This is a genomic window from Murdochiella vaginalis (assembly GCF_902381775.1).
In the GTDB taxonomy this organism is placed as follows: domain Bacteria; phylum Bacillota; class Clostridia; order Tissierellales; family Peptoniphilaceae; genus Murdochiella; species Murdochiella vaginalis.
Map to the genome: position 1 here is coordinate 278,593 of NZ_LR698969.1, position 24,647 is coordinate 303,239.

Sequence of the window (24,647 nt, forward strand, 5' to 3'; positions counted from 1 at the left end):
CAAGGGAATGATTCACGCGCAGAAATCGTGCGCAACGAACAAAACGAAAGGAAGTCACGATGAAAAAGACAAACAGAGTATTGGCCTTCTTGCTGGCCATCGCGATGCTGCTCGGCATGGCAGTTCCGATGACGGCACAGGCAGACACGTCAAATGTACCGGGGGAGACAACTGTGGACATTCATAAGGTGTTGATGCCCAAGGACGCCTTTACGAACTGGCAGCCGAAACCCCATGATGGCTCGCAGATTGCCGATTTAGCTGACTATTTCGGAGCCGGCGCCAAAGCCATTAATGGCGTTGCTTTTCGTGTTTACAAGGTGACTGATGATAAGGGTCCGAATTCCGTTCCAGGCAACGATGATTCTTTAAAACCTTATGGCACGTTCGATTCCACCAAATACTACACGCTCATGAAATTTGGCAATCCAGAGAAGGAATTTGTCCTGACGCAAAAAGTGGGAACAGAAGACGGGATTGCTCAGGTTACTCTGCCCAATGGGAAATACTACATTGTTGAGGACAAGGCTAACTCCACTTATAACGAGACGAATATGACGGGCATGAAAGCGGTTCCGTTCATGTTGGAATTGCCGGCACCGATGCCTAATGGTACAAAGAACTACGATACCACGGACATTCTTCACGTTTATCCCAAAAACACGGACGACAAGGTAAAATTTGATAAGAACTTTGCCCAAAAGCACGGCCTGGAAGCCATCAAGGATCCCAACACCTTAAAAGATGTTGGCGCTGTTGTTGAGAATTACCAGAAACAAAAGGCCACCCTTTCTGCTCGCGTTGGCCAGCCGGTTCCCTATGAATCCGTTGCCGAAATGCCAACGGGAACCTTTTTCAAACAGCTTCACTTCAACGACCTTTTTGAAAAAGGCTTGAAGTACGTTACAGGTAGCATGGAAGTAACTTGGAATGTAGTAACTTCGAATGACAAGACGAAGCCCGCTACAGGAAACGCCTTGACCAAAGGCACCGACTATACCATTACCGAAACCGAATCCGGTTTTGACATTAGCTTTACGGAAACCGGACTCAAGAAATTAAACGATGCCGCCAAGACAGCCGATATTCAAATCTGGTTCAGCTACAATGGCGAAGTCACCAAAGAGGCCATCATTGATAAGCCCATCGACAACAACATTACGATGATCTTTAACCATGAAAAACCGACCCCCGTTCCGGTTCAGCCGAAAGGTGGAAAGATTGACGTAACCAAAAGCTGGGCAGATGGTGGTCAGGCACCCAAGAATGTAAAAGTAAAATACGTCTTAAAAGAGGGAGACAAGGTTGTTGGCGCCGTTAAGTTGCCGGTAGCCGGTACCACAGCGATTGATTTGGGCGATGGAATCAAATTCACCCCGAGCGCAGCAAATAGCCTCAGCGGTACGTTCTCCGGACTGGATGATACAAAAGAGTATACGGTAGTGGAATTTGTAGATGGCTATACACCGCAATACACAACTGCTGAGGTAGCACCAGGAAAGCTTACCATTACCAATACCAAGACTCCGACGAGCATCACTCCGACTCCCCCGTCCGTAGAAACTCACGGAAAGCGCTTTGTTAAGACGAACGACAAAACCGGCAATGAACTGAAGCGTTTGAACAATGCCCAGTTCATTATCAAGAAGGACGAGGGCACGGCCAATGTTCAGTACCTGACTCTTAAGAAGGATGCAACGGCGGCTAACGATAAAACTGCTTATGATACTGCAGAAAAAAATTACCAGGATGCCATTGACCGCCTGAATGTCCTATTGGGCAAAACGACTTTGACCACTGATGAACAGACGGAAAAGACCAAGTTGGAAGGGGCAGATACGGTTACCGGCTCCATCAAACAACTTAAGGCTGCTCGCGACAAGGCCTATGCCAAGGTGAATGAAGTTTGGGATTGGACCGCAGACAAGGATGCCGCTTATAAGTTTACTTCCGATGCGCAGGGTCAATTCGAGGTCAAGGGTCTGCGGATGCTGCCAAGTGGGAAAGTCTACACGGTAGAAGAAGTGAAAGCCCCGGCCGGCTACGTCCTTCCGTCGAATGCGGCAACCATCGCCACCTTCACCGTTGGCGAAGGCTCCTACGACACACAGAAACAAGGCATTGAATACAAGCTGGATATGACCGGTGTAACTAACCCAACCGCCCTCCAGATCGAGAATACCTTGGTGACCATCCCCAAGACCGGTGGTATGGGCACGGCCCTCTTCATCGGCGGCGGCATTGCCCTGATGTTGGGTGCGGGCTATGTGTTCCTGAAGAACCGCAAAGAGGAAATGGCTGCCGAATAAGGTTAGCCTTAGCGATCGCCGGCGAACGCGGCGATAGCAAGAAAAGTGTTGCGACGGTTTCCCTTGACGTACGACGTTAGGCAAACCGACGCAGAAAAACAGATGGAAAAGGTCTCCGGGAGCCATGCTCCCGGGGCCTGATGAGGAGGTAAGAATGCAGCAATCAAGAAGGTGGAGAATGCTAAACGCGCTCATAGCGGGCGTATTCTGTCTGGCCTTGCTCTTACCTCTTTTTCAGGCTCACGCGGCGGGCAAGAACAGCCTGACCATTGTCCGCTACAAGCAAGGTGCAGCCTTGCATGAGATCAATAAGAAGCCGGAAGGAGGTGAGCCGGTCGCCGGCTCGGTGTTTACGCTGTGGAAGGTGGGCGAGAAGCGCTCCCTGTCCACGGAAGAGTACACGCAAATCCTCAGCGCCTTGGAGAACAAGACGGTGGATGAGCTGACGGCGGCGTATCACAAACCAGTTACCTCCGGCAAGACGGACAGCAAGGGAGAGATAAAAATCCCCGATTTGGAAGATGGCTTATACTATGTGCGGGAGAACGATACGGGTAAGGGGACTATTGCGCCCTTGCTGGTACCGTTGCCGCTCCAAACCGAGAATGGCCCGGAAACGAACGTCACGGTGTATCCGAAGATTGTTCAACCCGAAACGCCTTCCGGGGAAATCGTGTTGACGAAGACGGATTTACGGGGGAAACCTTTGGAGGGAGCGCATTTCCGCCTCTTCCAAAAGACGGCAGAAGGCCTGATCGAGGTGCCGCTGATGGCGACATCGAATGCGCCCTATCGCTATGATCGGGGCGGACAAACCGATGTCGATCTGGTTTCGGGCAGCGATGGCACGTTACGTGTGACAAACTTGCCGGAGGGAGAGTACGTATTCAAAGAAGTGCAGGCGCCGGTAGGCTATACGGCCGATGCCGTGCAGAAGTCGGCAACGGTGAAGGCGGAAAAAACCACACGGCTTACGGTCACGAATGCGCCCAACGAAACGGGCGGATTCCGCTTTCAAAAGATTTCCAAAGACGGCAAGAAGACGCCGCTTGCCGGGGCGAAGTTTGCCGTATTTGTAAAGACGGAACAAGGCTGGCAGTCGTTCCGGCGCGATGGCAAAGACGTAGTGTTGACGTCAGGCGCGGATGGCTTTTTTGCCCTGACCGATGTGCCGTTTGGGCGCTATGCGCTGTATGAGATTGCCACGCCGAAGGGCTATCAGTTTAACGACGAGCACATCTTCTTTACGGTGGATGCGACGTCCTATGATGAGGGCAAGTTCATCCCCATTGAAAATGAGAAGACACCGCCGGGAACGCCGCCGGGAACACCGCCGACGCGCCCGCCGAAGAAGCCGCCGGTTAAGACAGGCGATCGGAGCATGCTTTCTTATATCTTGCTGGCGGGAGCAGCCGGATGCGGCCTGTTGCTTCTGGGACGGAAGAAGAAAGAGGAATAGAGTCTAACGCAGACAACGTCGGCTCTATTCCGTTGCCGGTATAAAAATCGGCGCACGAATGGGAAACCCACAGAATAGGCCAAGGACGATGACCCCAACCAAGCGAAAAACCAAAGGAAGAAAAGGAAGAGCCATGTTGCCCATCTTGTTGTTTTTGATGGGCTTGGCTCTTTTTTCCTATCCCTACCTTTCGGACCTGTATTATCGTGTCGAGCAGAAGGATCAGGTGGCGAATTTCGTGAAGGGCAAGGAAGATCTGAGCCCGGAGGAGATAGCCGAGCGGATGCGCCTTGCGCAGGGCTACAATGATTCGCTGCTGAATCAGCCGACGAAGGACCCCTATGTCGAGAAGAACCGGGAGGAGGGACGCCGCCATTACGCGAAGATGTTGGAAATTGAGGAAAAAATCGGCGTCATCCAGTACCCGGCGGTGAACATCGAGCTGCCTATTTATGCGGGTACAAACGAGGATGTTCTGCAACATGCGGCGGGCCATTTGGAGGGCACATCGCTTCCGATCGGCGGAAACAGCACCCATGCCGTAATTACGACGCATTCGGGTTTGCCCAATGTGCGCCTCTTCACCGACCTGCATGAGGCCAAGGTTGGCGACAAGTTCTATGTCCACAATTTCAAGGAAATTTTGGCGTATCAGGTGGATGCCATCGACAAGATTACACCCGATGACTTTTCCAAGCTGCTCATCGTTCCCGGACATGATTACGTCACGCTTCTCACGTGCACGCCCGTAGGCATCAATTCGCATCGCCTGATCGTGCGCGGCCATCGCGTGCCCTATGTGCCGGCGGTGGAGGAGCAGGTCATTGCGGAGAACGAGACCAATTTCCGCTATCGTTATCTCTTTTATGCGGCGATTGCGCTCATTCTCTTCCTGCTGATTCTCATTTTCTTGTTGCGCAGCCGTGCGAAGCGCCTGGAGCGCCGCATGAAGAAGCTGGAGCAGGAAAAGGGGCTGGGCGTACCGGATAAGCCCTCGGAGGAGGCTATTGACGGGGCACAGGATGCGTCCTCGCAGGCGGCGGATGGCTCGAGCGGCGAGCCGGACGAGAATTCGGACGTCAAGGGGAGAAAGTCATGACGGATTCGACAAACCATACGGATACGCTTTCGCCAACGCCACCGACACCACAAACGCCGCCGACATCGCCGACGTCGCCAACGCCGAAAAAGTCCTGGCGCCGCTCCAACCGCTTTCTGCTGTTGCTGTTTTTTGCGGGGCTGCTCCTTGCGGCCTATCCTTTCCTCTCGGATTACTATTACCGCATCGATTTTGACCAAAAAATTCAAACGTTTGAAGAAGGGGCAAAGACGTTGGATTCGGAAGAAATCGCGCGGCGCATGGCGCTTGCCCGTGCATATAATCGAACGCTGGATCCCAGCCGTCTGGCGGATCCCTACACCAAAGAGGAGGAAGAGGGGCGTGCCGAGTATGCGCGGATGCTGGAAATGCACGAAATTATGGGGCATATCGAGGTTCCGAAGCTGGATATTTCCTTGCCGGTCTATGCCGGCACATCGGAGTCGGTTCTGAGCTATGCGGCAGGCCATTTGGAGGGGACGTCCCTGCCCATTGGCGGGACGAGCACACATGCCGTCATCACGGCACATCGGGGGCTTCCGCAGGCCAAGCTGTTCCGGGAGATCGATCAGCTTAAGGTGGGCGATGTCTTTTATTTCAAGAATATTGAGGGGACATTGGCCTACAAGGTGGATCGCATTCTGACGGTGGAGCCGGACAATTTTGAGCCGGTTCTGGTGGTGGAGGGCAAGGATTACATGACCCTTCTCACGTGCACGCCGTATATGATCAATAGTCACCGCCTTTTGGTGCGTGGGGAGCGCACAACCTATGTTGCGCCTGTAGAAGAAAAGGAGTTGGAGATGCCGGCAAACTTGCGCATTTATAAGGCCGCCTTTTATGTGGCCCTGGTTCTGATTATCCTGTTGACGATTGCGATTATTCACCTCAGCCGCAAATATAAGAAGCTGCGCCATCGTCTTGATGCGTTAGAAGCAAAAAGCAAATAACAGCGCTTGTGGTAGTGCAGCGACAGAACGGAATCGTTGCCGGAAAATTCAAAGACATTCCGAAGCCCATGTTTGTGGTCGGGCTCTGCATGTTGTTCTATCTGTACACGCTGATCTAACGACAACAGGACATAGAGTTGTTAAAAAAAAGCGCCGCAACGGTACCCGTTGCGGCGTTTTTTCATCTCATTACTTCGCTATTGAAAAAATGATAAAAAAGGCTATTTTGTGATCCATAGATAAGAAGTGCGTCTGTTTTTCTTAACGTTCTCATTTGGACGGCTTTGCAGATTTTAACTTCTGCGCCATCAGGAGAAGGGCATCCCTGTCCGCCTCTCCCGACAGTTGAAATTGAGACGTTTCATCATGCCAGAATACACTATAAGTTCCATTCTTTTCCACGTAAGAGAACTCCACTCCCTGGACTTCTTTCTGGTGAAGGACGGTTCCTTCGGTATCGATCAATAGTTCTTCCTCACCCAATGGATAGGTGATAAAAAGAATTTCCTTTTCACCGGTATTTTGATAGGTAATCTCTAAGTATTGATCCGTTTGATTGCGCAACTTTTCTTCAAATCCCTCAACGGGCGAAGCGGGTTCAAACGGTTTCCAAATCCAGAAAGTTTCATCCGAATGACTACTCTCTTCTTCTTGATGAACAAGAATAGAAGTATACTCCGGAAAAGTTTCCCGGAAAAAATGAAAAATAGCGTGACGTACCGGTTCCATCGCAAGAGCTGTCGTCACCGAGCCAATGACGACAAGCAAAAGCACCGCTGCTACCTTTATCGCGCGAGGGGAGCCCAAAAACATGCCCGTTGTTCTCCTTTTTTTGGGTTCTGCATCGATCATCGCCGCCATTTTCTGCTCAAAAGAATCGGAGAACACATGATGCAAATCCTCTTCCTTAGGCAAGCTGGAAAGATATTTTTCTTCTATTTTTGGAATCTCGGCAAACAGATCGGATTCATCCCATTTATTCTTCATGATCCTCTCCTTCCCTTAAGAGTCTTTCCAACTTCTTTCTCGCCCTAGATAGTCGTTTTCGAACGGTAGGCTCTGGCAAATTCAGAATTCCAGCGATTTCACGGTTGGTAAAGCGCTGACCATATCGCAACCGTAAAACTTCGGCATCATCAAAGGAAAGCTGTTGAAACGCTTCTTCCAAGCCCAAGTCCTCTTCTTTATCTTGTATGTCACTTCCGCATTGCTTTTCTAATACATCTATAGAAGAATACTGTTCCTTTTGACGTTTTCGAACATAGTCGATGGCTATATGTTTCACTATAATAACGAGAAAAGCGGCTGTTTTGTGACGATCTTCTTCAAAAATTTGATCCAAATGGTCTCGAACACGTAAAAAAGTATCCTGCACCGCATCTTCGGCAAGCATAGGATCACGTAAGATTTGTAAGGCAACATAGTAGAGGCGTTGACGATAGCCACGATAGAGACGCTCAAGCTTCGACGCACTTTCTTTTGCAGAAGTATTAGAAAAAGAAAACGTACCTTCCTCCTTTCTCAAGATTGGGGAGTCCGTTCAAAATACATCCTCGTTAAAGCGCTTGAGGAGCACAAATGATGTTGATGAGCATATAACGAAGTCAACGGACCGCTTTTCATTCCGCTTTTTATTGTTGATTCCATTATACTGAATCTTTGGGAGGGTTCTTTTTTCTTCTCAACTTACGCAATACAGTCAAAAGAAAAACCTCAACATTTTTTCTAATTGGGTCACAAAACCAGCCTCCGATTCGTTATATATATGAATGAATGAAAGGAGCCTGTTTCATGAGACCATGGAAAAAAGTTGTTGTCATTGGAGTAGCGCTATGTATGAGGAAACCACATTTTGATGAATGAAACCGGAAAAGTGAGGATGCGTTAATGATTACAAAAAACATGCTGGAAAGATGGGAAAATCTGTACAGAGAGATAAAGCATCCCTATACAGAGAAAAATCGATCCTTTTTGTTATTTCAAATCAGTTTATGGAGCTTTTTCGGGTTCTTTTCCACAACGATACTTCGGTTGATCAATGAAGTTGCAGAAAGACAATTTTCTATTCCTTCAAAGTCTATGCTTGATAATGAGCTCTACAACATACAAATCTTTATCTTGTTACTCGCTCTTTTGGAGTTTTCTCTCTCCGCTTTCTTCCGAAAAAAGTGGTGAACATGAGATAAAGAAAGTGCCGTAGCGGGAGGATGCGTTAATGATACTAAAAGAACAGCTTGAGGCATGGGAAAAAACCTATCAGGAAGTGAAATATCCTTATACGAAAAAGAACCGATCCTTTTTTTTGTTTCGTATCGGGCTTTCGCTTCTCATGCTCTGTTTAACGATACTGGTTTTGATGGATATTTTAGAGATTGTTGCCAAGTCATTCGCCACCTTTTCGTACATGACGCCGCTTACCTTGGTGCGCCTGCAATTCTGGCTGGCTCTTCTTCTACTTGGCAATATTTTATTCTTCTTAGGCATCCATTATCGTAAAAAATGGTAATTCGATTTGGCATAAACGCAGTGGGTACAACAATACATTGATCGTGCCATAAAAAGAGAGGTGCGTGAGCAAATCACGTACCTCTCTTTTTATTCGTTTCCCTTTGAGAGCAGTATCCTCATTATTCCCGCCAGCCGTCCCGTCCGCAAGTCGCCTCTTCGACGAGCGGACGGGGCAGCTCGGCTATACGTTGGGTGTCTCTTCCCCGTAGACCTGTTTGCGCAAGGCCTTTCCGGTGGGGGTGGCGGCTAAGCCGCCGAGAGCGGTTTCTTTGAGGGTGCTGCTCATGGTGTCGCCGACGACTTTCATGGCTTGCAGACATTCATCGGCCGGAATGTAGAGCGGAACGCCTGCGAGGGCCATCGTGGCAGAGGTGAGGGCGATGGCGGCGCCGGAGGCGTTGCGTTTGATGCAGGGAATTTCGACCAGGCCGGCGACCGGATCGCAGACGAGGCCAAGCTGATTCACCAAGCTCATGCCCAGGGCATCTGCGCATTGCTGCGGTGTACCGCCTTTGAGCTCCACGAGGGCCGCGGCGGCCATGCCGGACGCACTGCCACATTCGGCTTGACATCCGCCTTCGGCGCCGGCGATCGAGGCGTTCTTGGCGATCACAATGCCGAAGCCCGCGGCGGTAAAGATCGACATGACAATGTCGCACTTTGGAATCTTTTCCTCTTCATAGAGCGTGGTCAGTATGCCGGGAAGAATGCCGCAGCTGCCGGCCGTGGGGGTGGCGACAATCTTGCCCATGGCCGCATTGCAGTTGGACGTGGACATGGCGCGCGCAATCACTTTCGTGAAGAATTCGCCGCCGATGCCGCCGTTCTGCTCCTTGGCGTAGCGGAAAAGCTTTGCGCCTTCGCCGCCGGTGAGGGAAGAGGCGGAACGCAGGTCGGCATTTGAGCCGATGTGCGTCGATTCGATCATGACATCAAAGGACGCTTCCATCTGCTTGTAAATGACTTCTTCGGGACGATTCAGCTGCAAGGCCTGGTCATGCAAAATGACTTCACTGATTTTCTTGCCTTGCTTCGTGGCCTCATCGACAATTTCCTGAAAGGAAAAATAGCTTAACATGTTGTCTCCTTTCGGTTAAAACGCATGAAAAACGGAAACGCTGCGCACATGCGGGAGCGTGGAGACATCCGTTTTTAGCGTTTCGGGCGGATCCTGGTCAAATTCCAGCGTCATCAGGGCCGTGCCGCCGCGTTCCGAGCGGGTGAGACTGAAATTACAAATATTCATCTCGGAATAGCGGCTGCTGAGCAGATTTGTGACCGAAGCGATCACGCCCGGCACGTCGTCATGGACGACCAGCATGGCGGTGTTATCGCCGGTAAAGTTCACATGCAACCCGTCAATTTCATCAATGCGAATATTGCCGCCGCCGACGGATGCCCCCATGACGACACCTTCCCGGCCGTCCTTCAGGCGAAAATGAATGCGTGCCGTGTTGGGATGGGCTCCCGGAATATCGCATGGCACAAACGTATACTGTAGCCCGCGCTCCTTGGCGATTTCCAGGGCGTCGCGCACTTCCGTATCATCGCTGTGATAGCCCATGATGCCGGCAAGAAGCGCCCGGTCGGTGCCGTGTCCGCGATAGGTGCGGGCAAACGAGCCCGAAAGCTCAATGGTCACTTCCTCCGGCTGTTCTTCGTTCATGATCTTGTGAGCGACACGCCCCAGCCGGCAGGCACCGGCCGTGTGGGAACTCGAGGGGCCGATCATCACCGGTCCGATAATGTTAAAGACGTTCATCGTGCCTCCTTTCTCAAGCTGTCCGCGTTGCCGGCAAAATGGCCGACACCCTTGCCGGCGCTGTCGAAACGACGGATGGCATTGCCGGCAAAATTGCCGACAAAAAACCCGGGCAAAGCGCCACGGCAAGGCGGCACTTTGCTCGGGTACAAGACTTATTTCGCGGCGACTTTATGGAGAATGGCCTCGTCGTTGTATTTATCAACGATAGCGGCAATCGCGTTATCACCGGAGACATTGCAGGCCGTGCCGAAGGAATCCTGCGTGATGTAAAGCGCAACCATCAGGGCGCAAATCGGGCCCTGCGGATCACCGGCAGGCATACCAAAGATAAGATACAGGAACGGCAGCGCGGTCATGATGGATCCGCCCGGAGCACCCGGCGAAGCGACCATGGCAATGCCGAGGGTCAGGATGAAGGGAACGACCGTAGTGATCGAAATCGGCAGGCTGTGCATGAGGCAAACGGCGGTCGCGCAGGCGACGATCGTGATCATAGAGCCGCACATATGAATGTTGGCACACAGCGGAACGACGAAGTTGCGAATTTCACGGCTGACGCCGTTGCTCTCGGCGCACTGCAGGTTGACCGGGATGGTCGCAGCCGAGGATTGTGTACCGACGGCGGTCAGGTATCCCGGAATCTGATTCTTGATCATCGTGAGCGGATTGCGCTTCGTAATGCTACCGGCAACGCTGAACTGAATCAACAGATAGATCCAATGCATCAGGATGACGACGAGGAACACTTTCCAAAGAATGCCCAGGATGGTGAAGGTTTGTCCGGAATACGTCATGTTGACGAAGGTACCGCAGATGTAGAGCGGAAGCAGCGGGATAATAACCTTGCTCAGCACTTTTTCGATAATTTTGGCAAACTCGCTCATGCCGGTGTAGAGGGCATTGCCGATTTCTTTTCCGCGCATGGTGGAGATGCTCAAGCCCAAAATAAAGGCAAAGACCACGGCAGAAATGGTGTCCAGCAGCGGCGGCAGATTCAATGTGAAGAACGGATCCAGCGTCTTTTCCGCCGTGTCGGCGATGGTTTTGATATCTTCCGCGGAAATAAAGGACGGGAAAAGCGTGGAAGATACCACGTAGGACGCTGTACCGGCAATCAAGGTCGAACCATAGGCAAGGACCACCGTGAACAGCAAAAGTTTTCCCGCACCTTGCGAGATGTCCGCAATACCCATGGTGACGAAGGCCAGAATCATCAGCGGAATAACGAATTTAATCAATAAGCTGACGAAGTTGGATACGGTAACCACGGTTTGCGAGAGGAACTCCGGTGCGTATTGGCCGATCAGGATACCGAGAACGATACCGATAATCAGTCGGGGGACGAGACCGAGATGCTTCTTTTCAGTCTTTTCTGGGACATTTGGATTTGTGCTGTCCATAATGCACTCCTTATGTAATAATAGCCGGCTCATCGCGATCGGAAAGAAGAAAAAAAGAAAATAAATTTTCGGTCCGATGAAAACCTTACGACACTTTAAATGTACACGAAATCTTCACGGTTGTAAATTGCATTCTGCGGGGAAGCCGGGGCGTTCACTGGCGGCGTTGGCGATGGTGGTAGTAAGGCGAAAAGGCATTTCCGCCACCATCGTTCATGCCCTTGGTGATGGTGGTGATTTAGCGAAAATGCCTTTCCACCACCATCGTTTATGCTCTTGATGATGGTGGTGATTTAGCAAAAACGCATTTCCCCCACCATCGTTCATGCCCTTGGCGATGGTGGTGATTTAGCAAAAACGCATTTCCACCACCATCGTTTATGCTCTTGGTGATGGTGGGGATTTAGCAAAAATGCATTTCCACCACCATCGTTTATGCCCTTGGTGATGGTGGTGATTTAGCGAAAACGCATTTCCACCACCATCGTTTATGCTCTCGGCGATGGTGGCGGGATCGTGAACTTGATGGAGCATAGTCGAAAACCGCAGGACGCTAAGAAGGGAAATGACGGCGCGATCGTGGAAGTGGAGCCGCCTTCGGCGGCGTTTATCAACCGCCGGCCAAAGGCCGGCTCCTTATTTTATTGCTGTGTGTAAAGGTGTGTAGAGGGGTCGTGGTGGCTGTAGAGGGGTTTTACCAAAAACAGCGAAACCACTCTACAGTAGTTTCGGTGGTCGTAGAGTGGTTTCGTCGAAAACCGCAAAACCCCTCTACAACGATTTCGGTGGATGTAGAGTGGATTCGGCAAAAACCGCAAAACCACTCTACAGTGGTTTCGGCGGTTGTAGAGTGGATTCGGCAAAAACCGCAAAACCCCTCTACAGCGATTTCGGTGGCCGTAGAGTGGTTTCGTCGAAAACCGCAAAACCCCTCTACAACGATTTCGGTGGATGTAGAGTGGTTTCGGCGAAAACCGCAAAACCCCTCTACAGTATATTCAATGCCTGTAGAGGGGTTGGCTAAAAAACAGCGAAAAAACACAACGTTCCGTTTCACGATAGACAAAAGAGGTGCAGATGCATCTCTCTACCAAGCCCGTCCGTTCGTCGCCCAATCCTCGCCAAGTCTTCCTGTCCGCTCGTCGCTCGCTTCGCCTCGGCGCAGCATCTGCGGAAAATATGCTTCCGGCTCGTCGAAGAGGCGACTCGCGGACAGGGCGGCTTGGTTTTAGAGGTCGTCCACCAGTGCGCCGCTTTTAGCGTAGGCAGTGGAGCGAGCTTCGAAGAAGTCGGTGCGGATCATGTTGGCGTTGGAGTAGTTGGAAACCCATTTCATGCTGTCGGGTTCTTCCTGATAGCCCGAGAAGATGGGATCCAGACCGAGGCCGGTGGCACGCAGGTTGCCGAGGTAACGGATGTAGTCGACGCACATCTGGCCGTTCAGGCCTTCCAGGCGATTGCCGATCACATAATCCGCCCAGGCCATTTCCTGCTCCGTGCCTTCCTTAATCATGCGCTGGTACTCATCCTGCAAGGTGCTGCGGAAAAGCTCCGGGTTCTCGTCACGCAGCGCATGGATAATGCTGCGGAACAGCCAAAGATGTGTATTTTCATCGCGGTTGATGTAGCGAATTTGCTGCGCCGAGCCGGTCATGCGACCGTTGCGCGCCAAATTGTAAAAGAACATAAATCCGCTGTAGAAGTAGATGCCTTCGAGGATGTAATTGCCGATCATCACGCGCATGAAATTGTGCACGTCCGGCTGCTGCTGAAAATCGTTATAGATGTCGCCGATGAATTTGTTGCGGCGAAGAAGATGTTCATCGTTTTTCCACTGGTACAGTACCGCATCGCGTTCGTTGGGCTCGCAGATGGAATCCAGCATGTAGCTGTAGCTCTGGGAATGGATGCATTCCTGATAGGTTTGGATATGCAAACAGAGATTGGTCTCATTCGCCGTGATGTATTGCGAAATGGACGGCAGATTGGCTGACTGGATGCTGTCCAGGAAAATCAGAAAGCTGAGGATTTTGTCGTAGGCGCGGCGTTCGTCCTCCACCAATTGCGGATACTGCTTTTTATCCTGTGCCAGGTTAATTTCCTCCGGAATCCAGAAATTGTTCATGGCCTGGCGATACCAGTCGGAAACCCAATCGTATTTCATGTTGTTAAAATCGTTGAGGTTGGTGGTGTTGCCGCCGATCATGCGGCGCTTCACAAGCTCCGTGTCGCCATCCGGGTTAAACAACGGGTTTTTGCGCATCAGTTCCATATCGATCCTTTCTCGGCCGCCTCCGGCCCCGGTTCATCCTTCGTATCGCTTTTTCGGCGCCCTCGCGCCTCGCAATGGCGCATCGCACCTCGCAATGGCGTCATCATTTCGCGTGACGAAACCGCCCTTTTCGTTATTATACTGCGCAGCTTTCGCAATCTTCCACCTGCAGGCTCTTGGAACGAATATAGTAGAGCGTTTTTAAGCCGGCATGGTAGGCTTCCAGATAGAGATTTAAAATCTGACGGAAGGTGAAATCATTGGTGATGTAGAGGTTCATGCTGGTGGCCTGGTCCACATGGCGAGTACGTACGCCGGCCGCTTTGATGGACCAAGATTGATCCGTCTGATGCGCGGCGTTGTAGTAGACGTAGTTGGAAAGGCTGAGGTCCGGCGCTACGCGCGGAATCAGGCCGTTCTTTTTCTCGTCATAATAGAAGCGGTTCATGACCGGATCCACGCCCGGCGACGTGCCGGCAATGATGGATGTAGACGACGTGGGCGCCACCGCCAACAGATAGCCGTTGCGCAGACCATATTGCTTGACCTCCGCCGCCAGCGCCTTCCAGCGCTCATCGGTATAGTTACGGTCGGTGAAATATGTGCCATCCTCCCATGCCGAGCCGGCAAAATGGGGATAGGCGCCTTTTTCCTTGGCGTTTTCCATCGAGGCCGTGATGGCGTAATAATTCATGTCCTCAAACACACGATCGGCAAGCGCCAGATGTTCTTCCGATTCCCAGAAGACGCGCTCGTTGGCCAACAGGTGATGATAGCCGGAAACGCCGAGACCGATGGGACGATAATTGCTGTTGTTGACCTTGGCCGCCGACACCGGGAAGTAGTTGAGCTCGATGACGTTATCCAGCGCCCGCACCGCCGCCGTCGTAATGCGGCGAAACTCCTCGGCGTCATGAACGTTGATTTTTCCAAGATTGAGGCTTGCCAGGTTGCAGACGACGTAGTCTCCCGGCTTCGTTTTCGTAACGATGATGGGATCGCCGTCGGCAGATTCCGTCGTGACGATTTCTTCATCTAGCGTTTCCGTGGCGGACATATTCTGTGCGATTTCCGTGCAGAGGTTGGAGCAGTAGATGATGCCCTTATCCTTGTTCGGATTGGCGCGGTTGACGACATCGCGGTTAAAGGTGAACGGCGTGCCCGTTTCGACCAGACTCTTGATCATCAGGCGCACCATTTCCTTAATGGGAATCCACCGTTTGGAGATGCGCTCGTCGCCTAAGCAGTCCAGATATTTTTCCGTCCATTCCTTGCCATAGGAATCTTCCAGCGCATAGCCTTTGACGGTGAGAATTTCATGCGGATCCAGCAATCCCCACTGGCCTTCCATATTGGTTTCCACCTGTTCCCAGAAATAGTCGGGATAGCAGATGGCCGGGAAGACGTCGTGGGCTTTCATGCGGTCATCGCCGTTGTTGGTACGCAGCTGTAAAAACTCCGGCACATCTTTGTGCCAGCAATCGAGATAGACGGCAACTGCACCCTGACGAACGCCGAGCTGATCGACGGCGACAGCGGTGTCATTGGCTAGGCGCACCCAACGGATGACGCCGCCGGCCGCCCCCTTAAAGCCGCGAATCGAGGCACCCGCGGCGCGCACTTTGCCGAAATAGAGGCCCATGCCGCCGCCGAATTTCGAAACGTTGGCAAAATTGGTGATGGAGCGATAAATGCCCTTCAGATCGTCGGGAACGGTGTCAATAAAGCAGGAGCTCAGCTGGTGGAAGGGCTTGCGGGCATTTGCAAGCGTCGGAGTCGCCATGGTGACTTTCAGGGAGCTGAGCATGAGATAGAACTCTTTTGCCCAGTATAGGCGCCGCTCTTTTTCCGGGATGGCTAAAAACAGCGCAATGCCCAGCATCATTTCCTGGATGGTTTCCAACGGCTCGAGGTCGAAGCTGCGCACGACATAGCGGTTGACCAGCAGATCATAGCCGGAATAGTTGAACAGCAGGTCGGAGGATTCATCGATCCAGCCGGCGGCCTCTTCCAATTCGTCGGCGGTATAGTTGTCCAGCACCTCGTCGCCGTAGAGGCCCTCGGCATGCATGGAGCGCAATTTCTCAGAAAAGCGAAGCGGACGGGGCTGGTCGATGCCGGGCACTTTGCCTTCGGCGATGCGACGTTGCCAGATATTTTCCAAACGCTGATGGAATTGAATGCCGTAAAAGCGCGCGGCGATGAATTCCCAGCGGGTGGCTTCCTCGTCGGTCAGCTCAATGGCGGCATGAATCAAGGCTTCCATGCGTTCGGAAACACTTTTGCCTTCTTTATAAAAACTTTCAAATTTATAGAGCAGATGGCGCAAATCATAGACGTCTTCGCGGAAGGCATCCTCGATGGCCAACAGCACGTCATGCAGCACCGGCACTTCCGGGAAATAGGCCTCGAGACGGGAACGGATCATGCGCTTTTTGCGGCGTTCCTCGCGGTAGAGAATGTAACTTTTGGCGACTTCGTAATGGTTGGCTTCCATCAGCTGCAATTCAACGCGGTCTTGAATGGCCTCCACGGAAAGTTCTTGTGCATCGGAAAAGCGCGCTTCCACGTGATCGACTAACTGGCTGAGCGCTTCCTCGGAGATGGGCTTATTGACCTGGGCAAAGGCTTTCGCCATGGCCTGTTCAATCTTTTTTCTTTCGTACGGCACGATGCGGCCGTCCCGTTTTACGACTTGCATGGATCTTCCTTCCCGGTTCGTGTTGTTTGCCTCGGCATGGCCGGGCACTGTTAGTCTGACGCTCTTTTTCCGTCCGTTTTGGCACGGATTGGCCTAGAAAATTGTCTCGGCTGACGCCATAAGCGATTGCTTTTATTCTACGATATATAGATTAGCTTGCCAAGACTATAAACAAGATATAGTAGAAACGGAGAAAAATAGGAAAACGGGAAAGTCTTGAAAAAGCGTGTTTTTGTGGAAAAAAGAAGACAAAAAGGAAAGAAAAAAAGAAACGAAACGAGACACTTTTTTTATACCCGCACCGTGAAAGGGGAATAAGTATCGTATACTATAAGGAAAAATAAAGACATACGGCGTGGGAAGAAACAGAGATCATGTCGAAAGGAATACAACATGGATGAGATACGACAAGCAACGAGGCGCGATTTGCCTGTGGTGATGGGCCTGCTGGACATGGGACGTGCGCGGATGCGTGCGGAGGGCAATCAAAACCAGTGGCCTGCGGGCGTGCCATCCGAGGAGAAGGTGCGCCGCGACATCGATGCGAAACGAAGTTTTCTGCGTCTTGTCGACGGGAAAGCCGTCGGCACGTTCTGTCTGCTGGAGACGCCGGATCCGAACTATGCCCAAATTGATGGCGCGTGGTTAAATACGGAGCCGTATTTCACATTACATCGGGTGGCCGGCGATCCGTCGGTGCCTGGCCTTGCGCGGATCATGTTTCAATTTACCGAGGAGCGGGCGCACCGAAGCGGCGTGCGCAATCTGCGCATTGATACACATAAAGATAATATTGGCATGCAGCGCGTGTTAGCCAAAGCCGGTTTTGTGCATTGTGGCGTGATACTTCTGGAAAACGGCGATCCGCGCGAAGCCTTTCAAAAGATATGGAACGAGTAAGAAAAAGAGAGAGAGTATGGAACAAGAACAGCAAAAAAGATGGACATTCCTAGAACTGAATATGCTGCGCAAGATTTTCGGCTTGGCGTGGCCGTCGATCTTGGAAAACTTGGCGACGACGATTACCAACATCATTGATACCGTGATGGTATCCCCATTGGGGCCGGCGGCCGTCGCTGCGGTCGGCATCACGATTCAGCCGGTTTTCCTTTTCCTGGCACCGATTATTGCGATGTATGTGGCGGTGGCGGCCATCGTGGCCCGGCGAAAGGGCGAGGGAAAACGAGCCGAAGCCAATCAGACCGTGATGACGGTGTTGCTGCTTTCGTTCGTCATCTATTTGTTCATCGCCGTCGTGGTCAATCTCTTTTATGATCCGCTGTTGCGCTTCATGGGGTCGAATCCGGAAATTCACGATGACGCGGCAAATTATCTGCGCATCCTCCTTACCGGTATCGTCTTCAACATCGCAACCATGATCATCAATGCCGGCCACAGCGGTTCTGGCAACACGCGTGTGGCGTTCGTGTCAAACGTCACGTCCAGCGTGGTCAATATTTCCTGCAACTATTTACTGATTCAGGGGCATCTGGGCTTTCCGGCTTTGGGAGTCAGCGGCGCGGCCATTGCATCGGTCATCGGACAGGCGTTCGGTTTGGCCGTCAGTATTGCTTCGCTGTTTAAGCATGACAGTTTTATTCAGGTGCGCTATTGCCTGCAAAAAAAGGTGCGCCCGGCCTTGGATGCTTTAAAGGTGGTGGCATCGTTGGCCGTGAATATTTTCATTGAAAACGTGCTGATGCGCGTGGGCTTTATGGTGACGGCCATGCAGGCGGCCAGTCTCGGTACCGAGGTTTTTGCGACGCATAATGTGGGCATGAACCTGCTGAATTTCGGCTTTTCGCTGGCCAGCGGTATGCAGACGGCGGCGGTGGCCTCGACCGGCTCGGCGCTGGGTGCAGGAAAGAAAAAGAAAGCCATGGACTACGGCTATACCTGTCTCTTTATGGGAAGCATCCTTTCGGTGTTGTGGTTTGTCACGCTGTTCTTTTTCGGCGGCGCATTCTTCCGCATTACCTTCAGCGAAGCAAGCTTCATCACGCGCGGCATTCGCATTTCGCGCTATGTGATGTTTATCGTGTTTTTCCAAATTGTATCCATCGTCTGTGCCGGCGCGCTGCGAGCGGCGGGGGATGTGCGCTACACGCTCCTGGTTTCGACCATCACGATTACGTTCATCCGCTCTTTCGTCACCATCGTTCTGGTACAGCTGTTTCACATGGGCATTGACGGAATTTGGCTGGGTATTTTAGCGCACCAGTTTTCCAGCGCCATTCTGATGTTGGCGCGCTTCCGCCGCGGAAAATGGGTGGAATTACGGATTTAACGGCAGGAGAAAACTTCCTATATGGAGAAAGGAACGCACATGAAAATCATGGAACGGCTTGGCGAATTTTATCTGGGACAACAGGTAAATCCGGAAACAGGAGAAAAGGAAGAGATTCCCTTTCTCTATGCGTCTTCGGATTTGACGACGCATGCCATGCTGGTCGGCATGACCGGCAGCGGCAAGACGGGCCTGGGCATTGATCTGCTCGAGGAGGCAATTGTGGATGGCCTTCCGGCCATTGTGCTGGATCCGAAGGGAGATATGGCGAACCTCCTGTTAGCGTTTCCTTCGATCAGCGGAACGCAGCTGTTGCCGTGGATTACGCCGCAGGCCGCAGAGCAGGCAGGCTTGACGCCCGAGGCGTATGCTGAAGAGGAAGCCAAGCGTTGGCAGGAGGGGCGAACGGCGGCCGGCATGGATGCGGCGCGTGTCTCCCTTCTTTCGCAGGCGGATATTACGGTTTACACCCCGGGATCGCGCACGGGCGAGCCGCTTTCCGTGATGGATATTACACAAACGCCGCCGGAGGCGATCCTGGCGGAGGAGGAGAGCTTTACTTCGTATGTTTCCTCGACGGTGGCGGGGCTTTTGGCGCTGGTGGATGTGGATGCGGATCCGCTCACGAGCAAGGCGCACCTGCTGTTGAGCACGCTGTTTTCCGCGCGCTGGAAGGCCGGGGAAGCGATGGATTTGCCGTCGCTGATTTCCGCCATCCAGCAGCCGGGGCTGGATAAAATTGGTGTGATGCCGCTGGAAGCGTTCTATCCGGAAAAGGAGCGCCTGGCCTTAGCCATGCGCTTTAACCAGCTCTTTGCGTCGCCTCAATTCGCTGCCTGGCTGGAAGGCGCGGCGCCGGATCCGCAGCGGTTGCTCTATACCCCGGAAGGAAAGCCGCGTGTGGCGATTATTTCGCTCGCGCACCTGAATGACCGCGAACGGATGTTTGTGGTGACGCTGTTGCTCAATCAGATGGTAGGTTGGATGCGCCGTCAAAGCGGACAGACCGCCTTGCGCGCACTTCTCTATATGGATGAGGTGCAGGGCTATTTTCCGCCGGTGGCCAATCCGGCCTCGAAAGCACCCATGATGACGCTCTTAAAACAGGCGCGTGCCTTCGGCCTGGGCATCGTGCTGGCTACGCAGAATCCGGCAGATTTGGATTACAAGGGCCTTTCCAACATCGGCACCTGGTTCATCGGCCATTTACAGACCCAGCAGGATCGCGATCGTCTGTTGGATGGCATGGATGCGGATGGGACGCTCGCGCAAAATCGCAGCGAACTGAGCGCTTTGCTCTCTCGCCTGCCCAAGCGCACCTTCTACGTGCATAATATTCACGCCCGCGCGGATGCGCTGTTTTCCACGCGCTGGACGATGTCCTACCTTGCCGGGCCTGTGACGGGCACCCAGTTGAAGGCGTTAACCAAGAAGACGAACGAGGCGGATGGCACCACGAAGGCTGCAGAAGTTGCTCCCGCTGCGTCGGCTTCCGGTATGGCACAGGCTCCAGGCATGTCACCGGCGTCGGCGTCGGTGCCTTCGACTTCTGCGAATCCGGCTTCCGCCATCCCGGAAGCGGCGAACGGAAGTGCCACATCCGGAGCGGCTGCTTCGCAGACGGCAGCATCGCCGACAGCCGCTTCGTCCACGGCCACCGTGCCGCCGCTGCTTCCCAAGGGGGTTGCGGCCTATTACCATCCGGCCGCGGGAGCGGCGTCGTATACGGCGTACCTTTGCGGCAGCGCAAAAATCTTTTACGAAGACGAAAAAGCAGGCATCGCCTCCGAAAAGGCTTGCTACTATTTGACAGCGATTCCTGCGCCGCCGGCAGGAGCGGACTGGGAGAATGCACAGAGAGAGGATCCCGCGTCGTTCGCCTTACAGGCGGAGATTCCGCAGGGAGCCGCTTTCCAGGCTCTCTCCTTTGATGCGCTGGCCGGGGACGTGATGAAAAATGCGAAAACGTCGCTGAAAAATTTCGTGTATGCCAAGGAGCGCCTGCAGGTTCCGTATCATCGTGCGACCGGCGTTTATGGACGTCCGGGCGAAGAAGAGGCGTTTGCGATTCGTGTGGATGGGGCGCTGCGAGAGGCGCGCGATCAGGAAATGCAAAAGATTAAGGATACGTATCAAAAGAAGCTGAATACCATGCAGGAGCGCATTCGTAAGGCGGAGCTGGCGGTACAGCGCGAAGAAACGCAGGCGGAAGCGGCCAAGCAGAGTACGATGGTCAGTGTGGGTTCGGCGCTTCTGGGCGGCCTCTTCGGACGCAAGAAAATCAGTTCGTCGCTGGTGACGCGTGTGGGAAGTTCGGCGCGCTCGCTGAGTCGTCAACGGGCACAAGAGGACGATATCCGCCGTGCCGAAGCGAACGTGGAGGCGTACAAAGAAGAATTGCAGCGTCTGGAAGAGGCGCTTGCCGCGGAGCTGGAGCAGGTGAGTGCGCGGTTCTCGACGTCGCGCGATGCGGTCGAAGAGGTGGAAATCAAGCCGAAAAAGACGAATATTCAAGTGCAAGATCTCTTCCTGGTGTGGATGCCGGATGGGCAATAACGGGAAGGTAACCGTAGAAAAGAGGAAAAAATGAAATTTTCCCAACGCAGTGAAACGCTGAAAGCTTCCCCCATTCGCAAGTTTTCGGAGGCGGTGGCTCGTGTGGAGGCTTCGGGTGTCGAGGTCATCCCGATGAATATCGGGCAGCCGGACATTCCGACACCGCCGGATTTTCTGGAGGCTGTGCGTCACTATGATGTGGATGTGCTGGCGTATCAGAATTCGCGGGGAATGAAGCGGACGCTCGAAACCATGCAGCTCTATCTGCATAATTATGGTCTGGAATTTGCTCTGGATGAAATCTGCATTACCAACGGGGCGAGTGAAGGGCTGAATTTTGCGCTGGCGCTTACCTGTGATGCGGGCGATGCGGTTCTCACGATGGAGCCGTTTTATACCAATTACAACAGCATTGCCGACGTGCAGGACGTGGGCATTGTGGCGGCGACGACCTATGCCAAGGACGGCTTCCGCGTGCCCTCGCTTGCCGACTGGGATCGCGTGATTGCGGAGTCGGGCAAGGCGGATCGCTTGAAGGCGTTCCTTCTTTCCTCTCCGGCCAATCCCACCGGCCGCGTGTACACCGAAGAGGAGATGCAAATTCTGGTCGATCTCGTGCGAAAATATGATCTTTGGCTGATTGCGGATGAAGTCTACCGCGAGTTTAATTACACGTCCCGTCCGTTCCATTCCTTTGCGGAATACGAGGAAATCAAGGATCGCGTCATCTTGGTAGACAGTATTTCCAAGAAATATTCCGCCTGCGGTGCGCGCATCGGTTCACTGGCCTCCAAAAACCGTGAATTCAACGAGAAAGCGGTTCGCCTTTGTCAGACACGCCTTTGTGTCTCCACGTTGGACCAGATCGGCGCCGGTGCCATGGACATCGTGGATGACGCCTACGTGGAGCACAATCGCCGTACCTATCGGCATCGTCGGGATGCCCTGCAAAAGCGTCTGGAACAGATGGAAGGCATTATCGCTCCCGTTCCGGAAGGCGCCTTTTATCTCATCATCAAGTTACCGGTCGAAAACGCGGAGGACTTTGTGCGCTGGACGCTGGAAAATGTCCGTGTCAACGGCAAGACCGTTTTGATGACGCCTGCCGAGTCCTTTTATGCCACGCCGGGCCTCGGCATTGACGAAGTGCGCCTTTCCTATTGCGTAAAAACCGAGCGCCTTCTCGAGGCCATGGACATTCTCGAAATTGCCTTAAAGGAGTATCCGGGAAAGCGGAAGTAAGGCAAGCCGCCCCGGCATCCTTCCTTGCGCCGCCGGCCAAACCACCCCGGCACCCTTCCTTGCACCGCCGGCTTCTCCTCGGCGGGGTTGATAGGGAGTCTACCTTTCCGGCTCGTCGAAGATGCGGCGCGCGGAAGGGTGCCGGGGTGGGGTGTGATGTGACGGTTGCAAGGGCTGCAGAGTGCGAAAGGATGTCAGGGCAGGGCGTGATGTGCCGGCTGCTAGGGCTGCGGAGTGCGAAATCCTTTCGTGGCATTGAAAAAAAGCGGAAGGAAGCGACGAGTCGTCGCTTCCTTTTTGATTGGCGGCCGGCTAGGGGCTGGGAAAACCAAGGACTCCTTCCGGCGCCTGCGTCCCTGGCTGGAGGCGGAGCACCCAAGTATCCTGCTTGCATTTGTCTCATATATTATATAATATTTGGGACAAAGGAGGCGGGCGATGACAAGAAAAGAACAAATTGAAAAGCGCATTCAGAACATGGAATCCGGGACAGCGTTTATTGCCAGTGACTTCTTTGATCTGAGCGACTATGAAAATGTCAGAAAGATTTTGAATCGACTGACGGATGCTAAAAAAATTCGCAGGCTCCTTCCGGGGGTTTATGATGCACCTCGTTACAGTGTTTTGCTTGAAGAATGGGAGGCACCAAATCTTCATGAGGTGGCTTTAGCACTGGCACGAAAATACAACTGGTCAATTGCTCCAACCGGTAATACTGCTCTTAATCTGCTGGGCCTATCGACGCAAGTGCCTGGGAAATGGACATATATCTCAGATGGGCGTTACGTCACGTACAACGTGAAAGGGACGCTGTTGGAGTTTAAGCATCGTGCGAATGGAGAAATCACCGGTTTCAGCATGAAGGCGGCGATGGTCATTCAAGCCATTCAGGCGATTGGAAAAGATCAGATCACAGAGGAACAGCTTTGCGTGTTGCGTGATCTTTTATCCGAAGTTGAGCGCCATGAACTGATGGTGAAGGGAAAAGCGACCAAGAGTTGGGTGTATCAAATCATTCGTAAAATCGGAGAGGCAGCCTGATGGATATAAGAAAAATCGGTCAAGAGGATTTGCGCATTCTCATTCGTAACACAGCCCAGAAGATGGGCATTCATGAAAGCGTCGTGGAGAAAGATTTCTGGGTCTGCTTCGTTCTGAACGATCTCTTTCATGAGAGCCCATGGCAGAAGGCGCTAACCTTCAAAGGTGGGACGAGCTTATCCAAGTGCTTTTCTATTATTGAGCGCTTTTCAGAAGACGTCGATCTGATTTTGGACTGGCGTACTTTAGGCTATGGCTTGAACGAGCCTTGGGAAGAACGATCGAATACGAAGCAGGACAAATTCAACCATGAAATCAATACGAAGACGGAGACATTTTTGGCTGATATTTTTGCGCCTCAATTTTTGGAAGCTTTAAAAGACAAGGCGGGCGAAGGTCTCACCGTCCGCATTGACCAAGCGGATCCACAGACCGTCTTGTTTGAATACCCTAAACTTTTCTCTTCCAGTTATCTGAGTGAAGTGGTGCGCCTTGAGATTGGAGCTTTGGCCGCTTGGACACCATCGGAGGAAGTTTCCATTCAGCCCTATGTGGCGGATGCCTATCCGGAGGTTCTTCCAGAGGCAGCCTTTACTGTGCAGACGGTTTCTCCAGAGCGTACCTTCTGGGAGAAAGCCACCATTCTGCATCAGGAAGCCCATCGGCCTGAAGATCTGGCCATGCCAGCACGATATGCACGGCATTACTATGATCTGTACCGGATCAGTTTGTCGAAATACAAGGACAAAGCCATTGCGAACCCTGACCTGCTCCAAAAAGTTGCTGCGTTCAAAAGAAAGTTCTATCCACGCAAGTGGGCCAGATATGAGGAAGCAACCGTTGAGAAAATCCGTCTTGTGCCAGATGCGTATCGTTATCCAGCGCTGAAAAAGGATTATGAAGCCATGCAGGAGATGTTCTTCCATGAAGTTCCGAAGTTTGCAGACCTGATAGAAGCACTTCGCCAATTAGAAGAAGAGATTCATCAGTCCCAGAAATAATATGATATTTGAGATAAATAACGGAACAGGTGGCAATCGCATGGATAGATCGTTGAC

Annotated in this window: 20 protein-coding genes; 13 read left to right on the plus strand and 7 right to left on the minus strand. The window is 52.5% G+C overall.

Annotated elements, in window-relative coordinates; genetic code table 11:
* The first annotated feature begins 59 nt into the window (after positions 1 to 59).
* The 4 genes from FXY30_RS01120 to FXY30_RS01135 all read left to right on the plus strand — a co-directional run bounded on the left by FXY30_RS01120 (position 60) and on the right by FXY30_RS01135 (position 5,817).
* Positions 60 to 2,309 carry a pilin N-terminal domain-containing protein gene (locus tag FXY30_RS01120; protein ID WP_071704986.1) on the plus strand — a complete coding sequence of 750 codons (2,250 nt, stop codon included), beginning with the start codon at positions 60 to 62 and terminating at the stop codon, positions 2,307 to 2,309.
* Between the two features lie 154 nt (positions 2,310 to 2,463).
* Positions 2,464 to 3,768: an MSCRAMM family protein gene (locus FXY30_RS01125; RefSeq protein WP_147659354.1), complete on the plus strand. Its 1,305-nt coding sequence runs from the start codon at positions 2,464 to 2,466 to the stop codon at positions 3,766 to 3,768.
* Between the two features lie 133 nt (positions 3,769 to 3,901).
* Positions 3,902 to 4,867, plus strand: coding sequence for a class C sortase (locus FXY30_RS01130; protein WP_071704988.1), 966 nt, complete (start codon positions 3,902 to 3,904; stop codon positions 4,865 to 4,867).
* Positions 4,864 to 5,817: a class C sortase gene (locus FXY30_RS01135; RefSeq protein WP_083428137.1), complete on the plus strand. Its 954-nt coding sequence runs from the start codon at positions 4,864 to 4,866 to the stop codon at positions 5,815 to 5,817. The genes FXY30_RS01130 and FXY30_RS01135 overlap by 4 nt, the downstream gene beginning before the upstream one ends.
* A gap of 270 nt (positions 5,818 to 6,087) precedes the next feature.
* On the opposite strand, the gene FXY30_RS01140 is transcribed toward FXY30_RS01135, so the two are convergent.
* The gene (locus tag FXY30_RS01140; RefSeq protein WP_071704989.1) at positions 6,088 to 6,804 is read right to left on the minus strand and encodes a DUF4367 domain-containing protein; all 717 of its coding nucleotides are present in this window, start codon (positions 6,802 to 6,804) and stop codon (positions 6,088 to 6,090) included.
* Complete coding sequence (locus tag FXY30_RS01145; protein ID WP_071704990.1) at positions 6,794 to 7,342, minus strand: RNA polymerase sigma factor; 549 nt, start codon at positions 7,340 to 7,342, stop codon at positions 6,794 to 6,796. Before FXY30_RS01145 ends, FXY30_RS01140 begins: the two co-directional genes overlap by 11 nt.
* A 362-nt stretch (positions 7,343 to 7,704) precedes the next feature.
* On the opposite strand from FXY30_RS01145, the gene FXY30_RS01150 reads away from it, so the two are divergent.
* Positions 7,705 to 7,992, plus strand: a complete 288-nt coding sequence (locus FXY30_RS01150; RefSeq protein WP_071704991.1) for a hypothetical protein — start codon at positions 7,705 to 7,707, stop codon at positions 7,990 to 7,992.
* Between the two features lie 40 nt (positions 7,993 to 8,032).
* Entirely contained in the window at positions 8,033 to 8,323 is a 291-nt protein-coding gene (locus FXY30_RS01155; RefSeq protein WP_071704992.1) for a hypothetical protein, read from the plus strand.
* Between the two features lie 183 nt (positions 8,324 to 8,506).
* Here FXY30_RS01155 and sdaAA read toward each other — a convergent pair whose 3' ends face one another.
* The 3 genes from sdaAA to FXY30_RS01170 all read right to left on the minus strand — a co-directional run bounded on the left by sdaAA (position 8,507) and on the right by FXY30_RS01170 (position 11,490).
* Positions 8,507 to 9,403 (minus strand): L-serine ammonia-lyase, iron-sulfur-dependent, subunit alpha, encoded by an 897-nt coding sequence (gene sdaAA / locus FXY30_RS01160; RefSeq protein ID WP_071704993.1) that lies wholly within the window; start codon positions 9,401 to 9,403, stop codon positions 8,507 to 8,509.
* A 15-nt stretch (positions 9,404 to 9,418) separates the two neighbouring features.
* The gene (gene sdaAB, locus FXY30_RS01165) at positions 9,419 to 10,087 is read right to left on the minus strand and encodes an L-serine ammonia-lyase, iron-sulfur-dependent subunit beta (RefSeq protein ID WP_071704994.1); all 669 of its coding nucleotides are present in this window, start codon (positions 10,085 to 10,087) and stop codon (positions 9,419 to 9,421) included.
* Between the two features lie 155 nt (positions 10,088 to 10,242).
* A complete protein-coding gene (locus FXY30_RS01170) occupies positions 10,243 to 11,490 on the minus strand; it encodes a dicarboxylate/amino acid:cation symporter (RefSeq protein ID WP_071704995.1) in 1,248 nt (415 codons plus the stop codon).
* 516 nt (positions 11,491 to 12,006) lie between these two features.
* Between FXY30_RS01170 and FXY30_RS07530 the strand changes: the two genes are divergently transcribed.
* Positions 12,007 to 12,147: a hypothetical protein gene (locus FXY30_RS07530; RefSeq protein WP_157885020.1), complete on the plus strand. Its 141-nt coding sequence runs from the start codon at positions 12,007 to 12,009 to the stop codon at positions 12,145 to 12,147.
* A 571-nt stretch (positions 12,148 to 12,718) separates the two neighbouring features.
* Here the strand turns inward: FXY30_RS07530 and FXY30_RS01175 are convergent.
* Together FXY30_RS01175 and FXY30_RS01180 are read right to left on the minus strand one after the other, a co-directional pair.
* Positions 12,719 to 13,762 carry a ribonucleotide-diphosphate reductase subunit beta gene (locus FXY30_RS01175; RefSeq protein WP_066925269.1) on the minus strand — a complete coding sequence of 348 codons (1,044 nt, stop codon included), beginning with the start codon at positions 13,760 to 13,762 and terminating at the stop codon, positions 12,719 to 12,721.
* A 136-nt stretch (positions 13,763 to 13,898) separates the two neighbouring features.
* Positions 13,899 to 16,463: a ribonucleoside-diphosphate reductase subunit alpha gene (locus FXY30_RS01180; RefSeq protein WP_071704996.1), complete on the minus strand. Its 2,565-nt coding sequence runs from the start codon at positions 16,461 to 16,463 to the stop codon at positions 13,899 to 13,901.
* Positions 16,464 to 16,856: 393 nt separating this feature from the next.
* Between FXY30_RS01180 and FXY30_RS01185 the strand changes: the two genes are divergently transcribed.
* From FXY30_RS01185 to FXY30_RS01210, 6 genes are all read left to right on the plus strand, one after another.
* Positions 16,857 to 17,363, plus strand: a complete 507-nt coding sequence (locus FXY30_RS01185; protein ID WP_071704997.1) for a GNAT family N-acetyltransferase — start codon at positions 16,857 to 16,859, stop codon at positions 17,361 to 17,363.
* A 16-nt stretch (positions 17,364 to 17,379) separates the two neighbouring features.
* Positions 17,380 to 18,750 carry an MATE family efflux transporter gene (locus FXY30_RS01190; RefSeq protein ID WP_083428139.1) on the plus strand — a complete coding sequence of 457 codons (1,371 nt, stop codon included), beginning with the start codon at positions 17,380 to 17,382 and terminating at the stop codon, positions 18,748 to 18,750.
* 39 nt (positions 18,751 to 18,789) lie between these two features.
* Positions 18,790 to 21,306 carry a helicase HerA domain-containing protein gene (locus FXY30_RS01195; protein WP_071704998.1) on the plus strand — a complete coding sequence of 839 codons (2,517 nt, stop codon included), beginning with the start codon at positions 18,790 to 18,792 and terminating at the stop codon, positions 21,304 to 21,306.
* A 30-nt stretch (positions 21,307 to 21,336) separates the two neighbouring features.
* Entirely contained in the window at positions 21,337 to 22,548 is a 1,212-nt protein-coding gene (locus tag FXY30_RS01200) for a pyridoxal phosphate-dependent aminotransferase (RefSeq protein ID WP_071704999.1), read from the plus strand.
* A 438-nt stretch (positions 22,549 to 22,986) separates the two neighbouring features.
* Complete coding sequence (locus tag FXY30_RS01205) at positions 22,987 to 23,589, plus strand: DUF6088 family protein (protein WP_071705001.1); 603 nt, start codon at positions 22,987 to 22,989, stop codon at positions 23,587 to 23,589.
* Positions 23,589 to 24,590: a nucleotidyl transferase AbiEii/AbiGii toxin family protein gene (locus FXY30_RS01210; protein WP_071705002.1), complete on the plus strand. Its 1,002-nt coding sequence runs from the start codon at positions 23,589 to 23,591 to the stop codon at positions 24,588 to 24,590. Before FXY30_RS01205 ends, FXY30_RS01210 begins: the two co-directional genes overlap by 1 nt.
* The last annotated feature ends 57 nt before the right edge of the window (positions 24,591 to 24,647 follow it).

Excerpts from the sequence above, each read along its gene's own strand:
- FXY30_RS01120 (WP_071704986.1), top strand. The coding sequence starts at position 60 with ATGAAAAAGACAAACAGAGTATTGGCCTTCTTGCTGGCCATCGCGATG.
- FXY30_RS01125 (WP_147659354.1), top strand. The coding sequence starts at position 2,464 with ATGCAGCAATCAAGAAGGTGGAGAATGCTAAACGCGCTCATAGCGGGC.
- FXY30_RS01130 (WP_071704988.1), top strand. The coding sequence starts at position 3,902 with ATGTTGCCCATCTTGTTGTTTTTGATGGGCTTGGCTCTTTTTTCCTAT.
- FXY30_RS01135 (WP_083428137.1), top strand. The coding sequence starts at position 4,864 with ATGACGGATTCGACAAACCATACGGATACGCTTTCGCCAACGCCACCG.
- FXY30_RS01140 (WP_071704989.1), bottom strand. The coding sequence starts at position 6,804 with ATGAAGAATAAATGGGATGAATCCGATCTGTTTGCCGAGATTCCAAAA.
- FXY30_RS01150 (WP_071704991.1), top strand. The coding sequence starts at position 7,705 with ATGATTACAAAAAACATGCTGGAAAGATGGGAAAATCTGTACAGAGAG.
- FXY30_RS01155 (WP_071704992.1), top strand. The coding sequence starts at position 8,033 with ATGATACTAAAAGAACAGCTTGAGGCATGGGAAAAAACCTATCAGGAA.
- sdaAA (WP_071704993.1), bottom strand. The coding sequence starts at position 9,403 with ATGTTAAGCTATTTTTCCTTTCAGGAAATTGTCGATGAGGCCACGAAG.
- sdaAB (WP_071704994.1), bottom strand. The coding sequence starts at position 10,087 with ATGAACGTCTTTAACATTATCGGACCGGTGATGATCGGCCCCTCGAGT.
- FXY30_RS01170 (WP_071704995.1), bottom strand. The coding sequence starts at position 11,490 with ATGGACAGCACAAATCCAAATGTCCCAGAAAAGACTGAAAAGAAGCAT.
- FXY30_RS01175 (WP_066925269.1), bottom strand. The coding sequence starts at position 13,762 with ATGGAACTGATGCGCAAAAACCCGTTGTTTAACCCGGATGGCGACACG.
- FXY30_RS01180 (WP_071704996.1), bottom strand. The coding sequence starts at position 16,463 with ATGCAAGTCGTAAAACGGGACGGCCGCATCGTGCCGTACGAAAGAAAA.
- FXY30_RS01185 (WP_071704997.1), top strand. The coding sequence starts at position 16,857 with ATGGATGAGATACGACAAGCAACGAGGCGCGATTTGCCTGTGGTGATG.
- FXY30_RS01190 (WP_083428139.1), top strand. The coding sequence starts at position 17,380 with ATGGAACAAGAACAGCAAAAAAGATGGACATTCCTAGAACTGAATATG.
- FXY30_RS01195 (WP_071704998.1), top strand. The coding sequence starts at position 18,790 with ATGAAAATCATGGAACGGCTTGGCGAATTTTATCTGGGACAACAGGTA.
- FXY30_RS01200 (WP_071704999.1), top strand. The coding sequence starts at position 21,337 with ATGAAATTTTCCCAACGCAGTGAAACGCTGAAAGCTTCCCCCATTCGC.
- FXY30_RS01205 (WP_071705001.1), top strand. The coding sequence starts at position 22,987 with ATGACAAGAAAAGAACAAATTGAAAAGCGCATTCAGAACATGGAATCC.
- FXY30_RS01210 (WP_071705002.1), top strand. The coding sequence starts at position 23,589 with ATGGATATAAGAAAAATCGGTCAAGAGGATTTGCGCATTCTCATTCGT.